Source organism: Microcoleus sp. AT8-A3, from assembly GCF_036705675.1.
Taxonomy (GTDB): domain Bacteria; phylum Cyanobacteriota; class Cyanobacteriia; order Cyanobacteriales; family Microcoleaceae; genus Microcoleus.
Genome location: NZ_JAUBVD010000031.1, coordinates 29,270 through 54,657 on the forward strand (window position 1 = coordinate 29,270; position 25,388 = coordinate 54,657).

Here is a 25,388-nt window from a genome sequence, read left to right on the forward strand (position 1 = left end):
CTACGACTTCTTCCTTCATATCAAATCCGGTAGCATCGGAATTATTCCTCTCTGTATTCTCTCCCTCTGCGTTCTCTGCGCCCTCTGCGGTTAAATCATTCCGATACAACCGGAAACGATATCATTTCTAATAGTTGCTTAATTGTCTTATCTCGTCCAACTTCCTCAAAAGACTTAATGCCGTGCGCTAAGTCATTTCTATTACTTTTAATCACTACAAGATTTTGCCCGTTTTTTGTCTTAGCAAAGTCTGTTTGATATGAAAAACCGTATTTGTCTGCTATTTCTTTAATTAACCTAGCATCCACATTCCCCGAAAACAGTTCTTCACGTTCAAATGTAGCTGTGATGATATCAGTAGAGAGTTGATTAATTGTTAAATAAATTTTCTTAGGAGAACGATTTTTAAGATTTTGGAGGACGATCAGTTTAATTTCAGGTTGGAGTTGGTCAAAGGAGATGGATTTATTTTTAAACTCCTCAAATATGGCTTCAATCGCATTTCGCATAGTGGATTCAACTAAATTATACAGCAACAAAAAAGCATTAGCTTTGAGAGTTTTTGCTAACTCTGGATCGAGGCTTTGAATTTGGTATTTGCCACGAGTATCGAATAAAGCTAACTTCGTTGTCTGTTTTTCCAAGCTTTCCAAAAAAATGAAGTAATCGTTCACCTCTTTGGCGCGTGTATTAAAGTCTAAAAATACAGTATTCATGAGTGTGACATGGCAGTTAATTGCGGAAATATTCAATACGCGCCACTACATTTATTAAACTGGTTGCCTCGGGTTTTGTACAGTAGGTAAAATGAATTTACATTGCCATTAAAAGGATTGTATCCGTTCAAATAAATCTCTTCGGACTTCCTCATTCGCAGCTTCAGTTAATTGGATAGTCCGAACTGTCTTTCGGTTGAAGTTCCTCTGGCGAGGCATGAGTAAATCACTAAACTTAAATCCATTTAACTGCTCTATTTTTTGGAGTCCAATTAAGGTTAATTCGTTGTTAACAAATCTAGTTAGGGTAAGAATGCGTTGTGCACCGTATACGATCTCTAAACGTGGTTCATCATTTTCATCATGGCCGATATCAACAACGAATATAGAAGGTATTGGCAGCCCCCAAATTACCGATTCGATAAACTTTGATTGCCTTGCTTAATCCCAAACAAGTTCGCGTTGGTAGTCGGGAATAAACAACTTATTAGTATCATCGTTAATTCCTTCCATATATTTTTGAACAAGTATTTCGAGGGGATAGTCTCTCGTATCGTAATTAATTTGCTTCTGCTTGTCGCGAATTTCCATTTCAGCAGCATTTCTGTCTTGAAGCGTAATTTCTTCGAGTTTCGATCGCATATTTTTAAGTAACGAGAAAGTGTTGTGGATACGATAATTTTACCACAGCCCAAGGTTGATAAATTCCTGTTCGGAGAATTTTAGTCTTGAGGCCACCCCAGTGTAAATTCTGATTTGGCTGAGAGGGTACGGACGATCGCACTTATCAAAAAAAGTGCGATCGCCAATGTTTAATTAACTGAAACCGCCGCGAAAATTACCATTTATAACGCGCTGGTGACGGAATTGGAAGGGCGGCCCAAGGCCGATAAACGGTGACTGTCCCCACTGGAATCGAACACAACCTCGAACTTAACGTGGGGTATAGTTTGACGCAGAAACTGAAAATGCCCGTCTGCATCTGAACGACTGCGGAAGCGGGCAACAATTATCCATTGCTCAGAGGGTAACAAACGGGCGATCGCCCAACAACACAAGCGTTCTTTGTATGTCATCATAGAATTTGTCTCCATTGAATGTTGGAGCCAGAGCCAGCCCGGAACCTTGGACAGTAAGGGGCTGGCTTTTGACTGTTTACAGGTGGTATTATAACACACAATGACGTACAATAAGTTAAAACAACTTAAAATGAAATATTTTTATCGGTCTTAACTCAAAACAGCGTAAGATGGACTGTATTGAGATTTTTTGTAGTGCAACGAATGGCTTCACGGGGAAGAGTTACCGCATACCTACCAGAGGAAATTCAAAAAGCTCTGGAAGAATGGGCAGAAGAAGAAAGCAGATCCGTTAGCAGTTTGACAACTTACCTGCTGACGAAATCTGTTAGAGAGCGCCAAGAGCAGAAAAAGGACCAATCCCGGAGCGATCGCCCGAGTTGAAGACGGCGCCATACTGAAAGGGTTTGCAGTGTAAAATTTAAGACAATTGAAGTAAAACCGTGCCCACCTATGCCTTCACGAATGCGAGTTACAGTTACACTGCCAGAAGACGTTCATCAAGCCTTGTCCGAATGGGCCGAAGAAGAAGATAGAACCCTCGCAAACCTTCTCTCCCATGTCGCAGCTAAAGCAGTCAGAGATCGCCAAGAGCTCAAAAAAGATAAATCAGAAAACGATCGCCCTTAAGAACGATCGCCCGCAATCCCATCCGCGTCCACCCGCCTACATCTGCGGTCAAAAAAAGAACCACCGCCTCAAAAAAATAAGGTGGGCCGCAGCCCACCCTACTCAAATTATTTCGCAGTCACCAACTGTGCCGGCAGCCGCTTAAACGCCAACCTTTCATTCTCGATATCCACAAAAATGGTATCGCCGTCAGCAAAATCTCCCCGCAAAATACCCTTCGCCATTTGCGTTTCCAACTCGCGTTGAATTCCCCGCTTCAAAGGCCGCGCACCGTAAACCGGATCGTAACCAATTTCTGCTAAGAAGTCGATCGCAGATTCCGACAATTTCAGAGACATTTTGCGATCGGCTAACCGTTTTTCCAAGCGCTTAACTTGCAACAGCACAATCTGCCGCAGTTCCGTCTTACTCAAACCGTGGAAGATAATCATCTCATCAATCCGGTTCAAGAATTCCGGGCGGAAAGTTCCCCGCATCGCTTCCATCACCCGACTCCGCATTTGTTCGTTATCTCCCGCCACATCTAAGATGTATTGAGAGCCGACATTCGATGTCATAATAATCACAGAATTCTTAAAGTCTACCGTGTGACCTTGAGCATCGGTAACGCGGCCGTCATCCAGAATTTGCAGCATGATGTTGAAGACATCCGGGTGCGCTTTCTCGATTTCATCGAATAGAATCACTGAGTAAGGACGGCGGCGCACAGCCTCAGTTAACTGTCCACCTTCATCGTAGCCAACGTATCCCGGAGGCGCACCAATTAACCGCGAAACCGCGTGTTTCTCCATGTATTCCGACATATCAATTCGCACGATCGCCTCTTCAGTATCGAACAGATAAGACGCTAAGGCTTTAGCTAACTCAGTTTTACCAACACCCGTGGGGCCGAGGAAGATAAAACTCGCAACCGGACGATTTGGGTCGGCTAAACCTGCGCGCGATCGCTGAATTGCATCTGCAACCGCAGTCACCGCTTCATCCTGTCCAATTACCCGCTTGTGCAGTTCATCTTCCAAGTGCAGAAGTTTCTGCATTTCCGATTCAACCAACTTGCTGATCGGAATTCCCGTCCACTTGGAAATAATCTCCGCAATGTCACCTTCTGTAACTTCTTCCCGCAGCAAAGTTTTACCTGTGGTTTGAGTTGCTGAAAGTTGAGATTCAGCTTCTTGCAGTTGTTTTTGTAATTCGGTTAACTTGCTATATTTCAACTCAGCAGCACGGTTCAGGTCATATTTTAATTCAGCTTGCTGAATTTCAATATTCACCTTATCAATCTGTTCTTTAATCTTTTGAATGTTGCCGATGACACCTTTTTCCGATTGCCACTGGGCATTCAAAGCGCTTTGCTGTTCCTTGAGGTTTGCTAAGTCTTTTTCCAGTCTTTCCAAACGTTCGATAGACGCAGCATTACTTTCTTTTTGCAGCGACAGTCTTTCCATTTCTAGCTGCAAAATCCTGCGGTCGATTTCGTCTAGTTCTTCCGGTTTGGAGGTAATTTCCATTTTGAGTTTAGCGGCTGCTTCGTCCACTAAGTCAATGGCTTTGTCTGGAAGGAAGCGATCGCTAATATATCGAGTAGACAAAGTAGCCGCCGCCACTAGGGCGCTGTCGGAAATTTTTACCCCGTGGTGAACTTCGTACCGTTCTTTCAAGCCCCGCAAAATCGAGACAGTATCTTCAACTGTCGGTTGGTCAACATAAACTTGTTGAAAACGGCGTTCTAGCGCCGCATCTTTTTCGAGGTACTTGCGGTATTCGTCGAGAGTTGTAGCGCCGATACAGCGCAATTCTCCCCTCGCTAACATCGGTTTTAGCAAGTTGCCGGCATCCATCGATCCTTGCGTCGCACCCGCACCGACAACGGTGTGAATTTCATCGATAAATAAGATGACTTTGCCGTTGCTGTCCATCACTTCTTTGAGCACCGCTTTCAAGCGTTCTTCAAATTCTCCCCGGAATTTTGCACCTGCAATTAAAGCGCCCATATCTAAGCTAATTAATTGTCGGTCTTTGAGAGATTGGGGGACATCTCCGGTGATAATTCGCTGGGCGAGTCCTTCGGCGATCGCAGTTTTTCCGACTCCCGGTTCCCCAATTAGTACGGGGTTGTTTTTGGTGCGACGGCTCAAAATTTGAATCGTGCGGCGGATTTCGTCATCCCGTCCGATTACCGGATCGAGTTTGCCTTGACGCGCGGCTTCAGTCAAATCTCGGCCGTATTTTTCCAGCGCTTCGTATTTGCCTTCTGGATTTTGATCTGTCACTTTGTTGTTCCCCCGGACTTGGGCAATAATATCTTTGAGCTTGGCTTCATCTAGTTTAAATTCTTGTAGTAAATTTTTGCCAAAGCGATCGTCCTTAACGTAACCTAGTATCAAATGCTCGATCGAAATAAATTCATCGCCGTACTCTTTGCGATAAGTTTCGGCGCGATCGAGTAAAGTGTCGAGAGAACGACCGAGATAAACGTTGCCGCCGCTGCCAGTGATTCGGGGCTGACGACTGATAAACTCATCAGTGCGATCGCGCAATTTTGCTACAGAAACTCCAGCTTTGTTAAATAAGCTGCTAGCAAGTCCCGATTCTTGTTCCAGCAAAGCTTTCATCAAATGTTCGCTTTCTAGCTGCTGCTGCTGACCTGCTTTGACGATTTCGGGGGTGCGGGCGAGGGCTTCCCAGGCTTTTTCGGTAAATTGGTTTGGATTATTTGGTTGCATAAATTTTAATTCCCTGCATTAAAAATGATGATTGCTGTAGAGGCAATTGCTCGATCGCCCGTACAATTGTCATTGTAGGGAGTTGCGGAGGGGGGGCGGATCGGTGTTCCCCTATCTTGAGATAGGTATTTCCGTCCTGTGTAGCAGTCCCTCGCAAGGAAAAGCAAACTTTCGCGCCTAAAAGTTGGACTCTTGGATAAGACTGAGATGTTGCACCATTGTCAATAAGCTTTTTATGAACAGGCTTTTCGGCCTGTTCCACAAGAATAAAATTCACTTTTTGTGGAACAGGCCGAAAAGCCTGTTCTTGAGAATAGTGCAAGATGTGAGATAAGGCCAAATATCACATTAAAAATGCTTTTTAGTGCCACTTGAAAAAACGGCACATTCTTAAACAGTCTCCTGCTGCGGAAAATGCAGAAACACTCATGTAAATAGGAGAGAGGACTTGAGAACCGTCACAGTCCTATAGCGAAACCCGAAGCGTTATTGTTTTACTCATCAATAACAGCCGCTATAACTCTCACACATGGAAAAGATAGCTATGAAAATTTTACCTTTAATTTCGTTAGGAATTATAGCAAGTGCCGCGATCGCACTAGCCCCTGAAGCTTTGGCAAGTACCTGGCGTGCCGCACACCGGATGTCTGGTTTTTCCGCCGACAGCAATTACTACTTGTACCTAGAAAGTTCCAGAGATACAGGAGCGGGAATTCCCAAAGCAGAATTGCAAATTGTCCAAGTTGCTGCAAATTCCTGCATCAGAAATGGGTGTATCGAAACTAAATATGGCGAACCAGACTCCAATAAAAGCACTAAAATGGCAGAAGATGACTTGCTTAAAAAAACTTGGAATAGCAGGCAAACTTTGAAGTTAACTCCTCCTCACGCTGGAACTAAACTCAACATTATTTCTCGTACTCCCGGAGCTAATGGAAGCGAGACAGTCGCCGTCAGAGTCAATACAGCAAAGCCTTTACAAATTCGCCTAGAACAGCGGCAAAAAAATGCTTCTGCTGGCAGAGAAAGCGCCGCCATGCGTCTTGTAATTAATCATAACGGTCGGCAGCGTGTCCTCGGATCGCTAAACAATTTTCAAGATTGGGTGTTCTCTTATTCAATCCGAGAAGTTCGTTTGTCTCCGAACCGGCGCAATGTCGTTGTGCTGGTGGACAAGACAGAACGCACTTTTGAAGGAGTCTTGAAAACTACTGTTGTACAAGGCTTTCTTCTTTAGGCTTGCTATATTCCCAGGTTTTGACCTGGGAATTATCAAAAATTACGCAGAACCCCTATCTGTAAGGTGCACAACGCGCACCTACAGATAGAGCCTGTGCGTAAGTCCGGGTTGTTAATTATTCTTTATTGTGATAATTGATATATCAATACATTTTAAAATTTTCCTCTTCCTTCCTCCCTCTTTCTTTTTCCTGGAATATCTGCCTCCTGACTATTGATATCATGTCCGATGATTGAGCGCGATTAAATGCCGGGGCGGGTTTACAGATTTTCCCGTTTCTATTCAATATCTTGGCGAACCCGCCCCTACAGGAATTATGGTTAATTGACCGGACATGATATGACAAATGCTCAATCATTAATCCGTGTATCCGCGTCCAAATCCATATCTTGCCTGACAATCAAGCATCCAGGATACAAGCCCCCGGATTCATTCGTCCAGAAATAAAAAACCTGTATCCGAGAAACTTGCCCCCCGAATCGATCCGTAGGGTCAATGCTTCAATTCTTTAATCTAAAATCTAAAATCTAAAATCTAAAATCGATTGACTTCATGCCTGCATCACAACCCGTTCCGGGAGACTGACAATAAAAGTAGAACCTTTCCCGTCTTCGCTTTCAACGCTAATTTCGCCGCCGAGAATTTGACACAAACGCTGGCTAATTGTCAATCCCAAACCCGTCCCTCCGTATTTGCGGGTAGTCGAAGCATCAGCTTGGGTAAAAGGTTTAAATATCTGCTCTAATTGCTCGTTTGTCATGCCGATGCCGGTGTCGCTGACTCGAAACATTAAAACTTGAGAAGTGTAGCTTGAACCAGAGTGAATATCATTATTTTTATTTTGTTTGGTCGGTCTTGATTTTTCTATTTTCATTCTTTCGACGCCGATAGTAATGACGCCTTTTTCGGTAAACTTGGCAGCATTGCTGAGCAAATTAAGGAGAATTTGCCGCACTTTCGGTTGGTCGGCGTACATTGTACCGAGTTCGCCTTTGGTTTTCAGTGCTAAAGAATTGCCTTTTTTTTCTACTAGCGGTTGAGCCGTAGTCATCACTTCTTCAATCATGGTCGCCACGTCGAAGTTTTCCAAATAAAGGGTGACGTGACCGGCTTCTATTTTGGAAATGTCGAGGATGTCGCTAATCATATCCAGCAGGTGTTTGCCGGCGGTTTGAATTTTTTCTAAGTCTGGCAGAAAGTCTTCTGAACCCGAATCTTGAGCATCTTCTTGCAGCATTTCGCTGTAGTTAATGATGGCGTTGAGGGGGGTGCGTAGTTCGTGGCTCATGTTGGCGAGAAATGCACTTTTCGAGCGGTTGGCAGCTTCGGCTGCTACTTTTGCTTCGTGCAATTCTTCTGTGTATTCCGCTACTCTTTGGATTAGTTCGTTGAGGGAAATTGCTAGCATTCCCACTTCGTCGGAAGTAGTGACGGGTACTTGCAAGTCAAAGTTAGATTCTTCTGTCACTCGCTGAGCGATGAGGGTTGTGGCTTCTAAGGAGCGAGCGATCGCCCCGCTGGTGTATGCTGCTAGAATTGCTGCGATCGCACCTGATATCAAGAGAGAGCCTACGAGAATGAGAGTTCCGAGTTTTTCGGCATTTTCGTAGGTTCTCAATGCCTCGTCTGCTTTCTCGCGAAAGTTGACGGCCAGTTGGGCTGAATCCTCGGAAAACTGTTTGAGTTTCAAAGCAGTTTCGCCGGCCACAAAATTGTTCAAGTTCCGCCCGAAAGCCTGCTGCTGTTGCGGATTCAAAGCAGATAATTTGGCAGCAGCCAACAATTTTTGTACTTGTTGAAAGTATGATTCTACGGTTTTGCCGTTGGCTTGAGCGAACTGTTGAAGCTGTTGGTAGTCTTTGGCAACATCGGGATTCTTCGTCGGCGGTAGAGTTTGCAGTTGTTCGAGGATGCCGCTCATCTGAGCAACGCGAGTCAGGAATTCCGATCGTTCGCGATCGAAAATTTGCGGTTTGGCCGTCAGACTCGCGAGCTCTTGCTGCTGAATTCTGACTTCCTGCACCGTGTGATTGAGGTTTGTTAAGATTTCCGCTTTGTCTCGGTCGATCGCTAGTTTTTCTCTAACTTGCTGTTTGTGATAGGATTCTACTCCCCGTCCCGCCACAGCACCCAAAACGGCAATACCAATGACCAATGCGTATCCGCAGCCGATTTTCTGCCTGATACCCAAGCGGCCCAACAGACTTTTCAACCCTATTTGAGGACGGTTCTGCAGTTGATTTTTCAAAGCTAAGGTTAAAGACATGGGCAATGTACTCGTCACCTTTGAGAGGCACCATCTATATTCTAATTGATGCCTGTCTGAGGGTAAATAAAGTTCTGGCTTCAAGCCAGCTTTCGGCAGTTATTGGGCCTTTGCAGGGTTCCACAGCTCGATCGGCTTGACAGTTTGGATGAGTTATGCGTAACAAATTATAGCAGAAGGAAGAAGAAAGAAGGAAGAAACAGTCAAAGGGAGGGTTTGAGTGATTAAGAACCTACTCACCGTCGGGCGTGGTTGCGAGATAAGTTGCGAGTTATAAGTTGCAAGTTATGAGTTAGATTTCTGATTAAAAACTCTACTCTCCTGGCAACCTACAACTCTATCCTTGTTCCCCTACTGGCAAAGTCGAAATTGTGCTATCTCAGCAGGAATTCTTGAAGCATTAGGTACGCTAGCACTTGCTGGAACGAAGATTCCCAGGCCGTAACTGCAACCCTCTGCCGTCGTGCATTCCCCAGGCTTAGCACTGATTTGATATTCGCCTTGGGATGGGGGAGTAAAAGAGATTGACGCCAGTTCGCCTGTTTTTTGACTCACAGCGACTTCCTGACCGCTTGCATCCTTGAGAGATAAGTTTAAATCCTGGCAATTTCCATCGCAAGTGGCAACAAAAACATACTCCACATTAGGATGCAGCGTGGCTCTAAAAGGAGATGAAACTTGCTTGCGAACTTGGCCCAGCAACGGCACAAATACTAATTTTTGACCGTTGCCTTTCCGCTGATCAAATTCAGTTTTCAAGCGACAAACAACCGTTTTTTGGTCGTCCGTCAGTCCTTGAGCAATAGCATTTCCTACGATTGTAGTACCGAGGAGCAGGGCCATGCCGGAAATAACCAGATGTTTGATATTCATTGATGTCCGGTAAAGTTAATTTTGGGTGATTGCAATAGACCGCTTTTGTCAGCAGTCTATTAGTTTATCTGGAGCCTATCACATTTGTTGGGGAATTGGGAATTGGGCATAGGGCATAGGGCATGGAGAATTGGGCGTGGGGCATGGGGCATGGAGAACTGGTAACAGTTAACAGTCAACTGTCAACCACCAATAACCAATAACCAATGACTAAATCATTTCTTGCGAAAATCCCACGCGGGAACAAATTTAGAATCTCCCCAAACGCCGCGGCGATTTTTCTTAGCTTCTGCTTCCGCTTGTTCCAGAATACTTGCACTCGGACAATTTTTCAAGTAAGGACGGTAAACCATTGCTAATCCTTCGCGGGTCAAAACTTCTTGGGCAAATGTGCCGTTTGGCAAGCGAACTTCGCTCACTTTGCGGCCGTAGCGGTCAGTATCGGTGACGGTCAAAACAACGCGGCCGCCCCCTTGATTGACAAGCTGCTGCATTCTTTGGTGCGCTAGATTTCCCCACTTAAATTGATTTTTTTTTGCTGCTGCTTTGCTATTTTTTTCAGCATTTGTGTGGGCGACTTCCGGTGCATCTATGCAGGCAAAACGCACTTTTATATCTTTCCCGGCGGCATCGCTGGCGACAAGGGTGTCGCCGTCGCTGACTCGCTTGACAGCATAGTTGTTGGGCGCTAACTTTTGTGGACACCCGAATAGTAGCAATAGCAGAGCAACTGCACTTAAGGTTTTTATTTTTGGGAAAATGGCGATTTTAAGTTGGCTCATATTTCTGTGTTTTATTTAGTTTCCATCCAATTTTGCCCAGCGTGGATGTCAACTATCAGCGGTACCATACCGGGCGCATTTTCCATTGCACTTGTATTTTTCGGCAGAGCATTTTCCATCGCACTTATAATTGTCGGAGCACTTTCCATCGCACTTCTAATTTTTGGTTGCAATTCTTCCCATTCATCGGGAGGGACTTCAAAGATTAATTCATCGTGAACTTGCAGCAGCAGCCGCGCCTGATAGTTTTGCAAAATTTTGTGTACCTCAATCATGGCAAGTTTAATGATATCAGCACTGGAACCTTGAATGGGAGCGTTGGCTGCGGCCCGCAAAGATTGGGCGTCATCTCTGCTGAGAGATTTAAGTCGATCGGAGTGAATGTCTTGGGGATTGCGGCCTATTAAGTCGCGGAGGCTTTCGCTCTCGAAGTTTAAGTAACGGCGGCGGCCTAAAATTGTGGTAACGTATCCGAGGGCGATCGCCTCTTTTTTTACTTTCTCCAAATATTCAAAAACTTTACTATAGCGAGCGTTAAATTTAGCAATAAACTCCTTGCCATCTTTGGAAGTCTTGCCCATCGAACGACCAAACTTAATCGCCCCCATACCGTAAACTACCCCAAAATTAATCGTTTTGCCAAACCTGCGCTCGTCGGGAGTTATTTCTTCCTTTTCAAACAAAAGTTGAGCCGTCACGGTATGCACATCTCGGTTATTTTGATAAGCTTCAATTAACACAGGTTCTTGACTCAAATGAGCCAAAATTCGCAGTTCAATTTGAGAATAGTCAGCCGACACCATCAGCCAACCTGCTTCCGGTAAAAAAGCCTTGCGAATTTGCCGCGAAAACTCGGTGCGGATGGGAATATTTTGTAAATTTGGATTGGAAGAAGAAAGCCTTCCCGTACCAGTTGCAGCTTGGTTGAAATCTGTATGCACTCGCCCGGTATCCGCACGCACTAACTGCGGCAAAGCATCGACATAAGTTGATTTCAACTTGGATAATGTTCGGTGTTCTAATAAATCGTCTACAATCGGGTGGTCTCCTTGCAATTTATCCAAAACAGCGGCGTCTGTAGAGTATCCAGTCTTAGTTTTGCGAGACTTTTTCTGAAACTCATCCGGGATTTTTTCTAACAAGATTTCGCTGAGTTGTTTCGGGGAACCTAAATTAAACTTTCTTCCCGCTGCTTGATAAGTCTTTTCTTCTATTTCTTTTAAGCTCTTTTCTAGCTGTACTGACAGTTCTTGCAGGTAAGCTGAATCAATGCGAATTCCGCAGTATTCCATTTCAGCTAAAACTGGTTCTAGGGGCTGTTCTACTTCCAGCAGCAACTTCTGCAAAGACTTATCTGGAAAGCTAGATTCATCAGCTTCCTTCAATTTGGCTTTAAGTGCCCCAACCAAGTGAAATGTAGTGTAAACATCCATGCCGCAGTAGTCGGCTACTTCTCGAATGCTGATGTCAGCAATTGTTTGGTTTTTCGATACTAATTTATTATAACTTTTGGGATTATTGCGTAAGTATTCCCTTAACGATTCGCTGACACTGTGATTGTCTTCTGACTCGACTAAGTATTTCTTTGACAATTCGCTGAGACTGTGGCTGGTTTCGGGATTGAGTACGTAACTGGCTAGCATGGTGTCGAAGACGACTCCTGCTAGTTTAATTCCTTGACAGCGCAGGATCGATCGATCGAACTTAGCATTTTGCAGCGCCTTGGGATAATTCTCGCTTTCCAAAATCGGACGCAAAGCAGTTAAAACTGTGGCTTTGTCCAAGTTTTTGCCCGTTTTGTGTCCGGTGGGAATGTAAGCTACATCTTGTTCACCGGTTCCCCAACAGCAGCCAATTCCGACTAATTCAGCGTCTCGCGGTTCGATGGCGGTGGTTTCGGTATCCCACGCCACGGGTGTAGTTTTGTCGGTGAAGGTTTGTAGCCGTTGGACTAATTCGTTTAACTGTTCGGTTGTTTGAATTATTCGGGGTTTAATTGGTAATTTTTTTGCTTCCTGAGCGGCTAGGGTATCAGCATAAGTCCAAAACCATAAGGCATTTTCTTCTGAAATTTCAGAAGTTGGAGGTGACTTATCTATTGTGGGGTGGGCATCTTGCCCGCCCTGTTCCAAGGGCTTTTCTACACCCTCCAATGGCTGTTCTAGGGTGTTTTCCGACGAGGCAGAGCCTCTGGATATGTGTTCCCGGGCAGAGCCTGGGAACGAGGATTCTTCGGGTTTTTCCTTCTCTTCAACGCCACCAAAACGCTTTTGAATTTGTTTTACTTTGCTTAAAAATGTTTTAAATTCCAACTTTTCCAGCATGGGAATCAAGGCTGATTCGTCAAAACCTATAAGCTGGCAATCTTCTAAGTTGATTTCTAATGGCACGTCTTGGACAATTGTCGCCATGCGTTGAGAATGATAAGCAGCTTCTTTGCCTTCTTCTAGCTTTTTCTTAGTTGCTCCTTTAATCTCATCAATGGCTGCATAAATTCCATCAAGGGAATTGTAAGCTTCCAGCAATTGCAGGGCGGTTTTGTCGCCGATGCCTTTGACTCCGGGGATGTTGTCGGATTTGTCGCCGCAGAGGGATTTGTAATCTATTACTTGTTCGGGCAAAATACCGAGTTTGGCTTTGACTTCTTCCGGGCCGTATTCTTGGGATTTGCCTTTGCCCGATCGCCTGAGCTCATCCGTACTCAAATACAATACGCTGATTTGTTTTTCGGTTTCTACTAATTGAAACAAATCTCGATCGCCCGTGAGGATTTTGACCTGATAACCCGCCGCGCTGGCTTTGTTTGCCAAAGTTCCCAAAACATCGTCCGCCTCAAAGCCGGGAGCAGTTATTGCTGGTAAATTCAAATAGGTGAGGAGTTCTTGCAGGTTTTTGATATCGGGAATAAAATCTTCGGGAGTTTCCGCACGACCGGCTTTGTAAGTTTCGTCTGCTTCGTGGCGAAATGTGGGTGTGGCGAGGTCAAAGGCGATCGCCATGTACTGGGGGTCGTGGGCCGCCATGACTTCCAGCAGGGACTTGAGAAAGCCAAAACAGACGCTGGTGGGAATGCCTGTCGTAGTTCGCAAGCCTCCGTCTCGACTTTTGGCGAAGGCGAAGTAGGAGCGAAAGGCCAGGGAGTGGCCGTCAACTAAGATGAAGATGGGAGCTTGATTTGCCGACACAGACACAAATACCGATCGCACGAAAGGATTTTCTCATTGTACTCAGTTGTCCGCCTGCATTGATCGACCGGAAGGATGACCGACAGACTTGAGAACGCTTGACCAAGAATTTCTTCATGTGGTACCCGCCACGTGATTGCTCCGTGGAATCAATCCAGAATCGAAAATCGAAAATCCTTGCGTCCCCCGCATTTATCTCGCGCAAGTCAATCTAAAATCTAAAATCTAAAATCTAAAATCGATTGACACTCGATCGGATCTCAGCTTACTGTGCAGCTTGGCTGAGAATAGTAGAAGATGTTAAGTACGATTCCCTAGGGGATAGCTTCGCTTCACGCGAATTTACCAACACCTGCCCCAAGCCTATGGCTGACATTAATCGATGCTACGAAATCCTCGAAATTGAGCCGGGAACTTCCCTAGAAGAAATTAAGCGCGCTTACAGGGATTTAGCGTTTGTGTGGCATCCCGATCGATTTGCCCACAACGATCGCCTGCAACAAAAAGCTCACCAAAGATTAACAGAAATTAATGAAGCTTACCAGGAGTTGGTGTTGTTTCTGAGTCAGCCTGAATCGAGGTCGATCGAACAACAGTTTCAGCAGCCACCACCGCCTGCGCCGGAAAAACCCCTGAGAAGGCGTTCTGCAAAATCAGCCGCCAGGCCTGGTCAAGAGCGCCGTCAAACCCGCCCAAAAGCCGCCTCCAAAAAATTTCTCACTCAAAAAAACTCTTCAAGAAAGAAACGATTTACCACTCACAGTCGCCCAGGGTGGCGGGGCACAAAGCAACCAGGGCGAAGCGTTGCGAGGAAAGCAGGGCGATCTCAAAACTATCGAAAGCTTACTTCGAGAAGGAAAACAGAATTTTCAACTCAATACTCAAAACCACGAATCCCGCCGAGGGAAGTGCGCCCATCTCAACAGTATTCAAGCTTCCCTTGGTGGCCGCTGGCAATCGCCGTGGTGAGTTACGCTTTGACCGGTTGGATTTTGACGAAATCAGCCGCCCCGCTGTGGATGTGGGCTTTAATCTGCGGTGCAGATTGGCTGTGGGCCGCGATTTTGCTGGCGGAGGGTTCGGCAACGCCTAGAGTGTGGCTGGCGGCGTTAGTTTTGGCTGGGGCGGTGGGGGGGTCGATCGCTGGTTTTCAGGCGGGAGGAATGGTCACAGGGGCTGCTTGGGCCGCAGTTGGGGCTGGTTTGGGGGCGATCGCCAGTTCCGAGGCCGAGTCGCGGGCTGTGGCTGTTGTCTTGGCTGTAGGGGGAGTGGTGGCAGTGGTGGGATTGATGGCGGGAACGGTTTCTGGGAATTGGGTTAAGGCGTTGGTGACTGCCGCGTGTTGGGCGATTGTCGGCTTGACGTGCGGGCTGGTGGCGGAAGTAGGTGTGCATTCTGGCGGCCCCGTCGGGCTCCGAGGTGCGATCGGGCTGGGGATTGGGGCGTGGGCGGGGGTTTTTGCTGGGGCGGGTTCGGGGGATCTCGTCCAAGCTTTGGCTATCGCCGGATCTAAGGCTGTTTATGGGGCTTGGGCTGCGATCGGCATTATTGCTGGAGTTGTGGCGCGGATGGTAGCTGCTGAAAGGTTGATCCACAACGGCAACGGGCTTTATACGGTTATCCTGTTGGTGGCTACTTCCGGTTTTGGGCTGTGGCTGGGAAGCTGGTTGGGCGATCGTATCTTTTAAATCAGTTAACAGTCAACAGTTAACAGTCAACAGTTAACAGTTAACTGTCATGAGGATTGCAACCGGAATTGATGTAAATCCCAGCACTTATCGCTTTTCAGCAGCGCTTCAAACTCAGCGCTTGGCAAAGCTGGGCTGAAAAGATGGCCTTGAATTTCGTCGCATTCGTACTCGCACAAAAAATCAAGTTCTTGCTTATTTTCTACCCCCTCAGCCACCACCGTCATGTTCATGCAGTGTGCCATTTGAATAATCGCTATTGTGATCGCTGCATTTTGGCGATCGTCTGCAATATCGCGAATAAAACTCTTGTCAATTTTGATCGCATCAAATGGAAAGCGTTTTGGATAACTCAAAGAAGAATATCCCATTCCAAAATCATCAATTGCTATCCTAATCCCCTGCTCTTTCCACACCGTAAAAGCTTTAGCTGCTGCAATTTCGTCTTGCAAAACCAGACTTTCCGTCAGTTCTAATTCCAAACACTTGGGATCGAGAGCGGTTTCTGTTAATATCTCCCTGACTCTTTCCGTGAAATTTTTGCGCTCGAATTGACGGGCTGACACGTTAACTGCGACTCGCAGGGGCGGTAAACCTGCTATTTGCCATGTTTTAGTTTGCCTGCAAGCAGTCTCTAATACCCATTCACCCAACGGCGCAATCAAGCCCATCTCTTCAGCCATTGGAATAAATTCCCCCGGAGAAACTCGCCCCCGTTCAGGATGATTCCAGCGCACCAAAGCTTCAGCACCAATGATTTTACCTGTTTTAATTGCTATTTTAGGCTGATAGTAAATTTCAAATTCTGAGCTTTTTAACGCATGGCGCAGGGAAGTTTCTTGAAGAATTGTATTGATGAAATAATTAGCATTTGTGGGATTATAAAAATGATAATTATTGCCGCCTTTCTGCTGAGATTCATACATTGCTATATAAGCATTTTTCAGCATTTCATCTCCGTCGGTGCCGTCTCCGGGATACAAGCAGATCCCGATACTAGCAGTGACATAGACTTCGCAATCTTTGACAATCATAGATTGGGATACAATATCTAAAATGTTTTGAGCAATTTTAGCCACATCCTGTTTTTCGGCCACTGGTTTAAGAATCAGCGCGAATTCTGCCGCTTCCAAACGAGCAACAATATTAATGTTTTCCATGCAGTTAGTTAGCCGCTGGGCGATGGTGCAAAGCACTGAGTCGCCGATATCGTGTCCCCAGGTAGTGTTAATGCGGTTGATTTTATCTAAGCTAAGCGTGATAACTGGAACGACTCCTGACAATTCTTTTTGACCCTCTAATACTCGACTTAACTTTTCTCGCAAAAATGAACGATTCGGCAGGTTTGTCAAGCTGTCATACTGATGTCGGTAGAGTGCCAGTTGAATAGTTGTATGCAAGTTTTTTTCTTCAAATGGCTTGACAATATAGCCAAACGGTTTTGTACTATTGACTCGTCGCAAAGTAGTTTCATCGGCATAGGCTGTCAGATAAACTACCGGGATTTGAAATCGCAAGCGAATTTCTTCCGCTGCTGTAATGCCGTCGATTTCTCCTTGGAGGTTAACATCCATTAAAACTAAATCCGGGCGCAACTTGGCGGCCGATTCAATCGCTTCTTCTCCCGAATATACCATCCCAGTTATTCTATATCCTAGAGATATCAAACTGTCGGAAATGTCTTCCGCAATGATGCTCTCGTCTTCAACTATCAGAATTTTTTTGTTGGACACTAAATTTTCTCCTTAGAGTGCAATTTGGGCTGATAAAAGGTTATTCTAAAAGTCGTGCCAGCAGTTTCCAACAGTTCTATTCCCCCCCGGATTTGCTTGACTAAAGACCCCACAAGTCGCAAACCCAATGTTCGGGCTGTGCGATAATCTAAGTCTTGAGGAAAACCAATTCCGTTGTCACTCACGGTTAGCACGCAAAATCTGTTATTATCTAAAGTGAAATCTATGTTAATTTTACCTTTAAGTTGTCCTTTAAAGGCATATTTGAGGGCGTTTGTCACAAGCTCGTTGATAATTAACCCGCAAGGAACTGCCGTATCAATATTGAGAGAACACGGCGCAATATTTGTTTGCAAGTTGACGCCTTCTGCATGATTTTCATAAGCTTGGAATAAATTGTGGGCGAGATTTTGGATGTATTCAGCAAAGTCAATGTTTGACAAGTCTTTGGATTGATACAATTGTTCGTGAACCAGGGCCATTGATCTGACTCGGTTTTGACTTTCTTTTAACATTTCACTAACGCGGCTGTCTTGAATGTAGCGAGACTGAAGTTTCAGCAGGCTAGAAATAACTTGGAGGTTGTTTTTGACGCGGTGGTGAATTTCTTGGAGAAGGACTTCTTTTTCGGCGAGGGAGGCTTTGATTTGATCCTCATCCCGTTTGCGGTCTGTAATGTCGCGTACTACAGCTTGGAGAAATTTTTGTCCGTTAATTTCCATTGCGTTTAACAGAACTTCGGCAGAAAATTCTGAACCGTCGAGTCGTTGGTGTACCCAGTCAAATCGACAGCTACCTATGAGCATTGCTATGTTCATTTTCTGTGCAGCTAAACTGGCTGAATCTTGTCCGTTAGGCTGAAATGGCGGGGAAAATTCCCTCGGATGCTTGCCGTAAAATTCTTGTTTGTTGCTACAGCCAAATATTTTTAAGGTGGCGGGGTTGCAGTCAAAAAACTCATGTTCGTCAAGCAACATTACTGCGTCGCTGGTGGCTTCATAAAGGCTGCGAAATTTGTGTTCTGATTCTTGCAACGAGCAGATCAATTGGTTTTTGAGAGCTTCCGCACGCTTGCGATCGGTAATGTCTATTCCTACAGAAACTGCTGCGGTTCCCTGATGATATTTCTGAGCTACTATCAAATAGTTGCGGACGAAACCGTTAATTTCTATTTCTATTTCTTGGCAGGTTTGCTGAGATGAACTGTTAAAAAAAATTCGGATCAGTTCTCCGAAAGTCGAGCCTTTGTCGAGAAAGTTGATTTCTTGACCGACAAAGCTTTCAGGAGACAGGTTGAATGAGGTTGCTAAGTGCTGGTTGACTCCGATATACCGCAAATCGGAACTGATCCAAGAAATCAGTCCGGGTACGGCATCCAAAACGGCGCGAAGTTGGTCTGTAGCTTCTTTGAGTGCTTCTTCCGATCGCTTGCGATCGCTAATATCTGTCGCCGTTCCGCACAACCCTAAAATAGCGCCGTTTTCAGCTTGGTTGACGATGCTGTTGACGCGCAGGTGGACGGGAGTACCGTCTTTGCGAAGGTGCACTGTTTCGTAAGGAGAATTAGCGCTTTGTGGCTGAATTTTGGTTCTCGCTAAAAGTTGGGCAAATATTTCTCTTGGTCTATTTTCTTGACCGGGAACTAAAAAATCGGTGAAGCGCCGTCCGATCATTTCTGGCGGTTCGTAACCGTAGATGCGTTTGGCGGCGGAATTGACAAAAGTCAAGAGGCCTTCAATATCGATCGACCAAATCAATTCTTGGGAGGTTTCTACGAGGTTGCGGTACTTTTTTTCGCTTTCGGCAAGTGCTGCATTGAAGACTGCCGTTTGCTGCTGAAGTCTGTCTTCTAATTCTTGATTTGCCGTTTTCAGACTGGCGATGGACTGCTCGCGCTCGGTAATTTCAGTAGAAACACCGACGGCGCCGACAACTTCGCCGTTTCCATCTCGCAGGGCTGCCGATCGAATTTCGTGAATACAATGCCCCTGTCGGGCATTCCAATTGCGATCGTTTCCTGCTAATACCTCGGCAATATTTTCTAAGATATCTGGCTGGCTGCTGTAAACTTCAAAAATCGATCGCCCGACAGTTGCACCTGGTTTGAGTCCCAAATTTTCTAATCCTTTCCCCGCTGCCAGAGTTAACTTGCCTTCTCTGTCTGTTGCCCACAGGAAAATTGGGGCACAACTGACAGCGGCGTGAAGGGTTTCGTTGGCAAGTTTTAGCCGATCGATTTCTGCGTGAAGCCGATCGCGCGTGCTGTTTAATTCTACCGTTAGTCGATCGGCTTTTTGCTGCCAACTGGCAGCCGTATCGCACATTTCTACGAGATTGCGGGAACGACAGATGGATTGGTTGCAGTGTGACATGGTTACTCTAGGGCGCACTGTATATTTAACCCCAGCCTATCTTTTAAGCATAAACTTTTTAAGTCAAATATTACAATTAGCAGGAATACTCATCCAACCAAGATGCGATATATTAAAGCTAGTTTAAAGGATTCAGAAAATGCTCCTTGCTCAGGCTTTCTGGCAACAGTTCACAAATTGATAATAAGCTGAATAATGCCTGTAACTCAGTATTCTTACGGTAACTATTTGTAGTATTGCAAAAATAAATTCCGCAATTCTCGGCTTGCACAATAACTGGGATTGTAAATTTATTATATTTGTTTGCGTAGATTCACGCACCGAGGAATCTGGAATCTGGAATTTAGAAATATAGCCAGCGCGCCCGACCGTTAGGACGCGCTTAGGATCGCGAATTAAATAACTTACAATTTTAATTGTTATTGTGGGATGGGCGGGACGCCCATCCCACAAACTTGTGGAAGTTATTTAATTCTCATTCCTTAATTGCACTTGTCCCATGCGTATCGCCTCTGCCTTCTTCCTTCTTCTTTCTGCCTTCTTCCTTTTTCCCTCTTCCCTCTTTCTTCCATGCGCTACATAATCCGTTGCCGAACTTCCTTCAATTAATTCCCCAAATTTTGACAGTTTTGTCGATACTGCCACTGATAATAGTTTCACCATCGCTGCTAAAAGTAAGACAAGTAACAGAGTTTTGATGTCCGCTGAGAGTATGAATATGTTCGCCGGTACTGGCATTCCAAAATTTGATATTACCATCGGCACTAGCACTGACAACAGTGAGTCCGTCGGGACTAAAGGCGATCGCATTTATCGAGTTAAAATGCCCGGCCAAAGTGATTGAAGTATCTGGATTCGATAGCTGCCGCAGTTGAATGTTTCTGTCCCAGCCGCCAGTAGCCAAAGTCTGCCCGTCTGGGCTGAAAGCCAGACAATTCGCGTAACCTTTAATTGTTTGAAAGCATTCTCTGCTGCGGAGGTTCCACAGTTTAATTGTACCGTCAGAACTGCTGCTAGCGAGAGTTTGTGCGATCGGGCTAAAAGCAAGACTAACAATTCCTGCTTTATGAGCTCCCCAAGTTAAAAGACTGCCAAAAGTACAGATTAACTTTCCCGTCTCTAAATTCCAAATTTTAATAGTAGTATCTGCCGAACCGCTGGCGATAACTTGACTGTCGGGACTGATAACAATTGCGCTAATTTCCGCTTCATGTCCGAGGGAAGTATGCTGCAATTCTCCTCCCTGCCAAATTTCGATCGCACGATGTTTCGGAGTATTTCTGCTTCTCACAAAAACTTCGCTTTCTTGGCAAAGGACAAAAGTTTCTTGAGCGCGGGGATACTTGTCAACAGTATAGAGTATTTCTCCTGTATCAACATCGCAAATTCTAATTATTTTCCCGTGCAAACTAGCCGTGCGAGATCCTCCGGGACTAATCGCAACATTTGTGCCAGTTTTCACACTGCGAATGGAGTCAAAAAGCTTGTAAGGCACGAATTCTTTTAAAGCTTGGCGCACTAGAGGTTCTGTCCTCGATCGCAAAATTAAATAAGCAACTCGCTGCACTTCTGCTGCGGGGTCAAGCAGCGCCTCAATTGCTAAATTTAAACCAGCGCCTCCGTATTTAGGAGCATCTTTAACAGCGGCAATCCGAGCCTCGATACTAGGACTGTTGAAGCGCTGCTTGACTCCGGCGATGCCTCCCAAAACAGCGGCGGCGATCGGGATTTGACTTTGGCCGCCGAGGACGGCATCATATTCTCTGGGTTGGTTAGAATTGTCGGGCATCATACGATTTTAGATTTTAGATTTTGGATTTTAGATTTGAAGAATTGGAGGATTGAAGAAAGCGAACTCACGGATCAATCGGGGGAATTGTTGTCGGATATATCGTATTGTTTAGGTTGCTTACAATTATCGGCTATCATACGATTTTAGATTTTAGATTGAAGAATTGGAGGATTGAAAAAAGCGAACTCACGGATAAATCGGGGGAATTGTTATCGGATACTCTGTTGTGAATTTCTGCACAGATGAATCCGGGGGCTTGTAACCTGGCTGCTTTCGGTGACGCTCAAACCTCGTTTAAGATCGCAAGTTCTAACTTATTGACTGTTGCAGTTTATAGTATTATAATCAAATCAGCGTTTCACACAAAAATCCGAAAGTGATATGTCACACTTCACAACGATCAAGGTTCAGATCAAGAACGGCGAACTGCTGCATCAAGTGTTGGAAGAGTTGGGTTATCAAGTAGAGTCCAATGTGCAGGTACGGGGTTATCGGGGTGACAAAACTAATGCCGAGTACGTGATTCGGCAATCCAATGGTTACGATTTGGGTTTTCGCCGCAACGGAGAGGATTACGAATTGGTAGCGGATTTTTGGGGCGCTCGAATTAATCAGCAGGAATTTGTCAATTCAATTAGTCAAAAATACGCGCGCAAAAGTTTGATGGCGGCGGTGCAGTCAGAGGGTTTTCATGTTGAAGAAGAGGAAACTTTGGCAGATGGAACGCTGAGAGTTGTAGTGGGTAGATGGGTTTAATAATTGGGCTTGTTGAACTCGTTTTTATGGACTCAGGACTTACGCAGAATCGGGTTAAAATTAGATTTTTTCGTAAGTCCTAGTACCAATAGGAGAATCACTATGAAATTCGATCGCCCTGAACAACAAATTCAACAAAGTTGGGAGGCTAATGCTGACGCATGGATACAGGCGATCCAATACAACACAATCGAAAGTCGCCGCGCAGCAACCGACGAGGCTATTCTGCAAGCTGTGCTGCGCTATAAGCCTCGGCGAGTTTTGGATGTCGGATGCGGTGAAGGTTGGCTGACGCGCGCCCTAGCAAAGCGCGGTGTTGAGGTTGTCGGAGTTGATGGTTGCGCTGTTTTGGTCGATCGAGCTTGTGAGAAAGGAGGCGGTTGCTTTCGGGCGATCGGCTACGATGAGATTATTGCCGATCCAGCGATACTCGGTCAACCATACGATGGAATTGTCTGTAATTTCTCGCTACTGGGTGAGGAAATTGGAGATTTATTGCGATCGTTACGCAAAGCAATAGTCTCAGACGGACATCTGTTTATCCAGACAGTTCATCCATTCACAGCGTGTCAGGAACAGCCCTATGTTGATGGATGGAAAACCGAGACTTTCGACAACTTCGGCGGAGCTTTTCGAGAGCCGATGCCGTGGTATTTTCGCACAGTTAGTTCGTGGTTTCAACAAGTGTCGGAATCTGGCTGGAGGGTATGTGAATTCAAGGAGCCGACACATCCACAGACGCAGATTCCTCTTTCCATGCTGCTGATTTGTCAGTCACTCGGCGATTGAAATCTTGTCAAACGGACTCCGAGAACAGGGGTAATGAAGAGGGAATTTTGTATAATGCGATCGACGCGATCTAATTATACCAAACTGGTAAACTAATTTTAGGAAAAAAAGATAGTTACCCATGAACATTACAGAACTCAAGACTGCTGTAACGGAACTTTCACAAAATGAGCTCGCAGAGTTTCTCGAAGGGCTTGATGAGTTCCAAGAAGCACTTTGGGATAAGCAAATTGAAGAGGATATGAAAGCAGGCAAATTTGACGCCTTGATTCGACAAGCCGAACAAGCATTTAGTGAAGGAAAGTGTAAGGAAATTTAAAGCATTCTGCATGGAACCTAGTCAGTTACTACCCCCCCAAATCATTACGATTTACAAAGCACCTCAAAAAGGCAAAGGTCAGAAATTACTGAAAGAGGGATTTCAAACCGTCGATTTTCCCTACAATCCTCCTTATGTCGATGGAAATTGCTATTTTGCCGGCCCCCAAGATCGAAGTATTGCAGAAGAGTATAATCAAAGCTATAAAGAAGGGATACTGGAGGTTTCAATTGATAAGTCAAGTTATGAGCAGTATTTCAAGTCGCTGGAATATCGCTATGATGAGAAAGACGGTTACGAGCGAATTGAGGTAATTGTACCTCAACGCTTGTTTGCCATACTCAACCAATTTCCACGAGTCCTCAAACCACATTGAATATTATGGATAGTCAAAGCTGGGAACAAATTAAGTTAAAGTACAGATTGGGGCAATTTTTGCTTGGTAAAGTTGAATATCATGCTCCATTTGGAGTGTTTGTTAATATTGGTGAAGATGCTGTCAAAGGTTTGATTAAAATTCCAGACTTTTTGGATAACGGAGAGATGAGTGAAGAGATGTATCCTGAAATCGGTAGTGCGATCGGTGCAATTGTTGTCGGATATAATGATGCTAATTGTCGTGAAGTGTATCTGAATGCGAAGCCTAGTGTTTTGCATGAAATTCTCGTGCCACTGAGAAGTCGTCCGGTGATGGTGTGAAATAATTAGGTATGCTAAGATCGCAAAATCCCAATTTTCCCGATCGCTGGTTTCAAAGATCGATCGACGCGATATAATTGAAGCAAACGAGTAAATCAATACTATGAGCATTACTCTGACGAAAACCCAAGAACTATTCATCCAAACTAAACTGCAAACTGGTAAATATGGCTCTGCTGAAGAAGTGCTGGAAGTTGCCTTGCGATTGTTAGATGAATACGATCGCGCCGATCGCCAGTGGCTCGATGCTGTACGAGTTAAGATAGATGCTGCTGTTGCCATGTCCGAACATACTCCACCGATTGATGGCGAAACTTTTATTGCAGGGATTTGCGATCGTTTCCGGCAAGTACGCGAGAGTAAACAAGGCTATACTAATTGAAATGCTTGTATGATAGTTGCATTCAATTCCTGCATTTGCTGACTTCCTAACTCGCCCAATCGTCTCAGTATTAATCTCTGTTCAAGACTGACAATCCGAGTCACTCTAACTTTAGAAGATACTTTTAATCCCGTGCTGGGAAATTCGGGATCTGAAGCATTTAAAGCAAATTCATCTAAACTTAGGCTAGTGACATTTTGCGAAGAAATGAAGCAGATCGTAATTTCATCTATGGTTGAACTTGCCCACAGCACTAAAGCCGGACGTAACTTTTTCTGACTCAAATCTGTAAAGGGAAATTCAGCTAAAACAATATCTCCTTTTTTTAGCTTCACTAAATTGGCTCTCCATCTTCAAGGGTGTAAATATCAGGTTCGTCGTGCAGGAATTGAAATGCTCGTCCGCTTTGGGCTAACTGGGCTATTTCCGCAGTAGAAGGATAGGGGATGTTACTAAATAGTTTTGCTTTGATTAGCAATTGCTCTTCTTCTGAGAGTGTCTGGATGATTTGTACCAACGATTCAATGAGTTTTGTGTTCATAGCTGAAAAAATCTGGGGATATTTTATCTTACTTCAACAAGGCAACCTTCGATCGCGACCTAGAGATTTTGCAGCAATTCCTCAAAAGTTTCTCCCTCTGTTGCACAGCCAGGAATAGCAGGAACTTCTGCCCAGTATCCGCCTTATTCTGCTTCGTGAATAATAATTTTGATTTTCAATTGATTCTCCTAATTTCTTTTCAAAACTTACCTTTTCATTACTGTAGGAGACTTTACTCCTCCAAGTCCACCTATTTAACCTGCTCTAAAGGTATATCTAGCGCTTCTGCAATTTGCTCATCGCTCAAGCCAAACTGCCGTAATTTATCAATTGTTTCAATCTTAGTTTGATTTTTGGTTTTCTGCTGCGAGTCGGGATTTTTAGGCTGACTTTTATCGGGCGTAGGAGTAGAGGGTTCAGGGCAATTATTTATGCAGCCAATACCAATAAGATTTTTATTAATAGTGTTTTTATTGCCAAAACTTATATTCAGATTTATATGCCTTTCTAACACGGATTCAAGATTACTTTTTTTTACTTGTTCGCCAAACACTTCAGATAACATTTGTAAAAGTTCGTGACTAGCCTTTTTAACGTGCTGGGAGCTATAACCATAAGTTTCTGCAACGTCAGCATATTTTTGACGATTCAGTATTCCCGAAATAATTTTTCGCTGCAAGTTATTTAGACGTTTACCTGTGTTGGTATAGACAGCTTCATCGACAAATTGCAATATCTGAGGACTGTCCATAGGTGGGATGGTGGGATAATTTTAGTTACTATAGCAAACTTTTTCCAACTTTTTCCAACTTTTTTGCTTTGT

General features: G+C 44.8%; 25 protein-coding genes. 10 read left to right on the forward strand and 15 right to left on the reverse strand.

Annotated features, from left to right (window positions below; translation table 11 throughout):
- Nucleotides 1-95: 95 nt before the first annotated feature.
- The 4 genes from QUB51_RS18300 to QUB51_RS18315 form a co-directional block, all read right to left on the reverse strand.
- Complete coding sequence (locus QUB51_RS18300) at nt 96-716, reverse strand: MAE_28990/MAE_18760 family HEPN-like nuclease (RefSeq protein ID WP_333052785.1); 621 nt, start codon at nt 714-716, stop codon at nt 96-98.
- Nucleotides 717-824: 108 nt separating this feature from the next.
- Nucleotides 825-1,139 carry a GmrSD restriction endonuclease domain-containing protein gene (locus tag QUB51_RS18305; protein ID WP_333052925.1) on the reverse strand — a complete coding sequence of 105 codons (315 nt, stop codon included), beginning with the start codon at nt 1,137-1,139 and terminating at the stop codon, nt 825-827.
- Nucleotides 1,140-1,157: 18 nt separating this feature from the next.
- On the reverse strand, nt 1,158-1,358 hold the full coding sequence (locus tag QUB51_RS18310; protein ID WP_333052783.1) for a hypothetical protein: 201 nt from the start codon (nt 1,356-1,358) through the stop codon (nt 1,158-1,160).
- 203 nt (nt 1,359-1,561) lie between these two features.
- The gene (locus QUB51_RS18315) at nt 1,562-1,795 is read right to left on the reverse strand and encodes a hypothetical protein (RefSeq protein WP_333052782.1); all 234 of its coding nucleotides are present in this window, start codon (nt 1,793-1,795) and stop codon (nt 1,562-1,564) included.
- 204 nt (nt 1,796-1,999) lie between these two features.
- Between QUB51_RS18315 and QUB51_RS18320 the strand changes: the two genes are divergently transcribed.
- Both QUB51_RS18320 and QUB51_RS18325 read left to right on the forward strand, forming a co-directional pair.
- Nucleotides 2,000-2,179: a ribbon-helix-helix domain-containing protein gene (locus QUB51_RS18320; RefSeq protein ID WP_332960054.1), complete on the forward strand. Its 180-nt coding sequence runs from the start codon at nt 2,000-2,002 to the stop codon at nt 2,177-2,179.
- Nucleotides 2,180-2,248: 69 nt separating this feature from the next.
- On the forward strand, nt 2,249-2,425 hold the full coding sequence (locus QUB51_RS18325) for a ribbon-helix-helix domain-containing protein (protein WP_333052781.1): 177 nt from the start codon (nt 2,249-2,251) through the stop codon (nt 2,423-2,425).
- 107 nt (nt 2,426-2,532) lie between these two features.
- On the opposite strand, the gene clpB is transcribed toward QUB51_RS18325, so the two are convergent.
- Entirely contained in the window at nt 2,533-5,148 is a 2,616-nt protein-coding gene (gene clpB, locus QUB51_RS18330) for an ATP-dependent chaperone ClpB (RefSeq protein WP_333052780.1), read from the reverse strand.
- A gap of 544 nt (nt 5,149-5,692) precedes the next feature.
- Here clpB and QUB51_RS18335 point away from each other — a divergent pair.
- Nucleotides 5,693-6,385, forward strand: a complete 693-nt coding sequence (locus tag QUB51_RS18335) for a DUF2259 domain-containing protein (RefSeq protein WP_333052778.1) — start codon at nt 5,693-5,695, stop codon at nt 6,383-6,385.
- Nucleotides 6,386-6,938: 553 nt separating this feature from the next.
- Here the strand turns inward: QUB51_RS18335 and QUB51_RS18340 are convergent.
- From QUB51_RS18340 to polA, 4 genes are all read right to left on the reverse strand, one after another.
- Complete coding sequence (locus tag QUB51_RS18340) at nt 6,939-8,654, reverse strand: ATP-binding protein (RefSeq protein ID WP_333052777.1); 1,716 nt, start codon at nt 8,652-8,654, stop codon at nt 6,939-6,941.
- A 351-nt stretch (nt 8,655-9,005) separates the two neighbouring features.
- Nucleotides 9,006-9,527 carry a hypothetical protein gene (locus QUB51_RS18345; RefSeq protein ID WP_333052775.1) on the reverse strand — a complete coding sequence of 174 codons (522 nt, stop codon included), beginning with the start codon at nt 9,525-9,527 and terminating at the stop codon, nt 9,006-9,008.
- A gap of 215 nt (nt 9,528-9,742) precedes the next feature.
- The gene (locus tag QUB51_RS18350) at nt 9,743-10,309 is read right to left on the reverse strand and encodes a thermonuclease family protein (RefSeq protein WP_333052774.1); all 567 of its coding nucleotides are present in this window, start codon (nt 10,307-10,309) and stop codon (nt 9,743-9,745) included.
- Between the two features lie 11 nt (nt 10,310-10,320).
- A complete protein-coding gene (polA, locus tag QUB51_RS18355) occupies nt 10,321-13,515 on the reverse strand; it encodes a DNA polymerase I (protein WP_333262631.1) in 3,195 nt (1,064 codons plus the stop codon).
- Between the two features lie 221 nt (nt 13,516-13,736).
- Between polA and QUB51_RS18360 the strand changes: the two genes are divergently transcribed.
- Nucleotides 13,737-15,182 (forward strand): J domain-containing protein, encoded by a 1,446-nt coding sequence (locus tag QUB51_RS18360; RefSeq protein ID WP_333262634.1) that lies wholly within the window; start codon nt 13,737-13,739, stop codon nt 15,180-15,182.
- A 47-nt stretch (nt 15,183-15,229) separates the two neighbouring features.
- On the opposite strand, the gene QUB51_RS18365 is transcribed toward QUB51_RS18360, so the two are convergent.
- The 3 genes from QUB51_RS18365 to QUB51_RS18375 form a co-directional block, all read right to left on the reverse strand.
- Entirely contained in the window at nt 15,230-16,915 is a 1,686-nt protein-coding gene (locus tag QUB51_RS18365; RefSeq protein ID WP_333052771.1) for an EAL domain-containing protein, read from the reverse strand.
- Nucleotides 16,915-19,287, reverse strand: a complete 2,373-nt coding sequence (locus QUB51_RS18370) for a PAS domain S-box protein (RefSeq protein WP_333052770.1) — start codon at nt 19,285-19,287, stop codon at nt 16,915-16,917. Before QUB51_RS18370 ends, QUB51_RS18365 begins: the two co-directional genes overlap by 1 nt.
- Before the next feature lie 601 nt (nt 19,288-19,888).
- Nucleotides 19,889-21,079: a WD40 repeat domain-containing protein gene (locus QUB51_RS18375; RefSeq protein WP_333262638.1), complete on the reverse strand. Its 1,191-nt coding sequence runs from the start codon at nt 21,077-21,079 to the stop codon at nt 19,889-19,891.
- A 381-nt stretch (nt 21,080-21,460) separates the two neighbouring features.
- Between QUB51_RS18375 and QUB51_RS18380 the strand changes: the two genes are divergently transcribed.
- The 6 genes from QUB51_RS18380 (at nt 21,461) to QUB51_RS18405 (ending at nt 24,024) form a co-directional block, all read left to right on the forward strand.
- Nucleotides 21,461-21,835: a DUF1257 domain-containing protein gene (locus QUB51_RS18380; RefSeq protein ID WP_333204390.1), complete on the forward strand. Its 375-nt coding sequence runs from the start codon at nt 21,461-21,463 to the stop codon at nt 21,833-21,835.
- A 102-nt stretch (nt 21,836-21,937) separates the two neighbouring features.
- Nucleotides 21,938-22,624, forward strand: a complete 687-nt coding sequence (locus QUB51_RS18385) for a class I SAM-dependent methyltransferase (protein ID WP_333052767.1) — start codon at nt 21,938-21,940, stop codon at nt 22,622-22,624.
- A 121-nt stretch (nt 22,625-22,745) separates the two neighbouring features.
- On the forward strand, nt 22,746-22,943 hold the full coding sequence (locus QUB51_RS18390; protein ID WP_333052766.1) for a hypothetical protein: 198 nt from the start codon (nt 22,746-22,748) through the stop codon (nt 22,941-22,943).
- A 10-nt stretch (nt 22,944-22,953) separates the two neighbouring features.
- Complete coding sequence (locus QUB51_RS18395; protein ID WP_333052765.1) at nt 22,954-23,319, forward strand: hypothetical protein; 366 nt, start codon at nt 22,954-22,956, stop codon at nt 23,317-23,319.
- 5 nt (nt 23,320-23,324) lie between these two features.
- Entirely contained in the window at nt 23,325-23,642 is a 318-nt protein-coding gene (locus tag QUB51_RS18400) for an RNA-binding protein (protein WP_333052764.1), read from the forward strand.
- A 103-nt stretch (nt 23,643-23,745) separates the two neighbouring features.
- Nucleotides 23,746-24,024 (forward strand): type II toxin-antitoxin system ParD family antitoxin, encoded by a 279-nt coding sequence (locus tag QUB51_RS18405; RefSeq protein WP_333052763.1) that lies wholly within the window; start codon nt 23,746-23,748, stop codon nt 24,022-24,024.
- Here the strand turns inward: QUB51_RS18405 and QUB51_RS18410 are convergent.
- The 3 genes from QUB51_RS18410 to QUB51_RS18425 all read right to left on the reverse strand — a co-directional run bounded on the left by QUB51_RS18410 (nt 24,012) and on the right by QUB51_RS18425 (nt 25,316).
- Nucleotides 24,012-24,359 (reverse strand): type II toxin-antitoxin system PemK/MazF family toxin, encoded by a 348-nt coding sequence (locus QUB51_RS18410; protein ID WP_333052762.1) that lies wholly within the window; start codon nt 24,357-24,359, stop codon nt 24,012-24,014. The two genes, QUB51_RS18405 and QUB51_RS18410, sit on opposite strands and share 13 nt — an antisense overlap.
- Entirely contained in the window at nt 24,359-24,565 is a 207-nt protein-coding gene (locus QUB51_RS18415) for a hypothetical protein (protein ID WP_333052761.1), read from the reverse strand. The genes QUB51_RS18410 and QUB51_RS18415 overlap by 1 nt, the downstream gene beginning before the upstream one ends.
- 250 nt (nt 24,566-24,815) lie before the next feature.
- Nucleotides 24,816-25,316, reverse strand: a complete 501-nt coding sequence (locus tag QUB51_RS18425; protein WP_333052760.1) for a hypothetical protein — start codon at nt 25,314-25,316, stop codon at nt 24,816-24,818.
- Between the last annotated feature and the right edge of the window lie 72 nt (nt 25,317-25,388).

Excerpts from the sequence above, each read along its gene's own strand:
- QUB51_RS18300 (WP_333052785.1), bottom strand. The coding sequence starts at position 716 with ATGAATACTGTATTTTTAGACTTTAATACACGCGCCAAAGAGGTGAAC.
- QUB51_RS18310 (WP_333052783.1), bottom strand. The coding sequence starts at position 1,358 with ATGCGATCGAAACTCGAAGAAATTACGCTTCAAGACAGAAATGCTGCT.
- QUB51_RS18315 (WP_333052782.1), bottom strand. The coding sequence starts at position 1,795 with ATGATGACATACAAAGAACGCTTGTGTTGTTGGGCGATCGCCCGTTTG.
- QUB51_RS18320 (WP_332960054.1), top strand. The coding sequence starts at position 2,000 with ATGGCTTCACGGGGAAGAGTTACCGCATACCTACCAGAGGAAATTCAA.
- QUB51_RS18325 (WP_333052781.1), top strand. The coding sequence starts at position 2,249 with ATGCCTTCACGAATGCGAGTTACAGTTACACTGCCAGAAGACGTTCAT.
- clpB (WP_333052780.1), bottom strand. The coding sequence starts at position 5,148 with ATGCAACCAAATAATCCAAACCAATTTACCGAAAAAGCCTGGGAAGCC.
- QUB51_RS18335 (WP_333052778.1), top strand. The coding sequence starts at position 5,693 with ATGAAAATTTTACCTTTAATTTCGTTAGGAATTATAGCAAGTGCCGCG.
- QUB51_RS18340 (WP_333052777.1), bottom strand. The coding sequence starts at position 8,654 with ATGTCTTTAACCTTAGCTTTGAAAAATCAACTGCAGAACCGTCCTCAA.
- QUB51_RS18345 (WP_333052775.1), bottom strand. The coding sequence starts at position 9,527 with ATGAATATCAAACATCTGGTTATTTCCGGCATGGCCCTGCTCCTCGGT.
- QUB51_RS18350 (WP_333052774.1), bottom strand. The coding sequence starts at position 10,309 with ATGAGCCAACTTAAAATCGCCATTTTCCCAAAAATAAAAACCTTAAGT.
- QUB51_RS18370 (WP_333052770.1), bottom strand. The coding sequence starts at position 19,287 with ATGTCACACTGCAACCAATCCATCTGTCGTTCCCGCAATCTCGTAGAA.
- QUB51_RS18375 (WP_333262638.1), bottom strand. The coding sequence starts at position 21,079 with ATGATGCCCGACAATTCTAACCAACCCAGAGAATATGATGCCGTCCTC.
- QUB51_RS18380 (WP_333204390.1), top strand. The coding sequence starts at position 21,461 with ATGTCACACTTCACAACGATCAAGGTTCAGATCAAGAACGGCGAACTG.
- QUB51_RS18385 (WP_333052767.1), top strand. The coding sequence starts at position 21,938 with ATGAAATTCGATCGCCCTGAACAACAAATTCAACAAAGTTGGGAGGCT.
- QUB51_RS18390 (WP_333052766.1), top strand. The coding sequence starts at position 22,746 with ATGAACATTACAGAACTCAAGACTGCTGTAACGGAACTTTCACAAAAT.
- QUB51_RS18395 (WP_333052765.1), top strand. The coding sequence starts at position 22,954 with ATGGAACCTAGTCAGTTACTACCCCCCCAAATCATTACGATTTACAAA.
- QUB51_RS18400 (WP_333052764.1), top strand. The coding sequence starts at position 23,325 with ATGGATAGTCAAAGCTGGGAACAAATTAAGTTAAAGTACAGATTGGGG.
- QUB51_RS18405 (WP_333052763.1), top strand. The coding sequence starts at position 23,746 with ATGAGCATTACTCTGACGAAAACCCAAGAACTATTCATCCAAACTAAA.
- QUB51_RS18415 (WP_333052761.1), bottom strand. The coding sequence starts at position 24,565 with ATGAACACAAAACTCATTGAATCGTTGGTACAAATCATCCAGACACTC.
- QUB51_RS18425 (WP_333052760.1), bottom strand. The coding sequence starts at position 25,316 with ATGGACAGTCCTCAGATATTGCAATTTGTCGATGAAGCTGTCTATACC.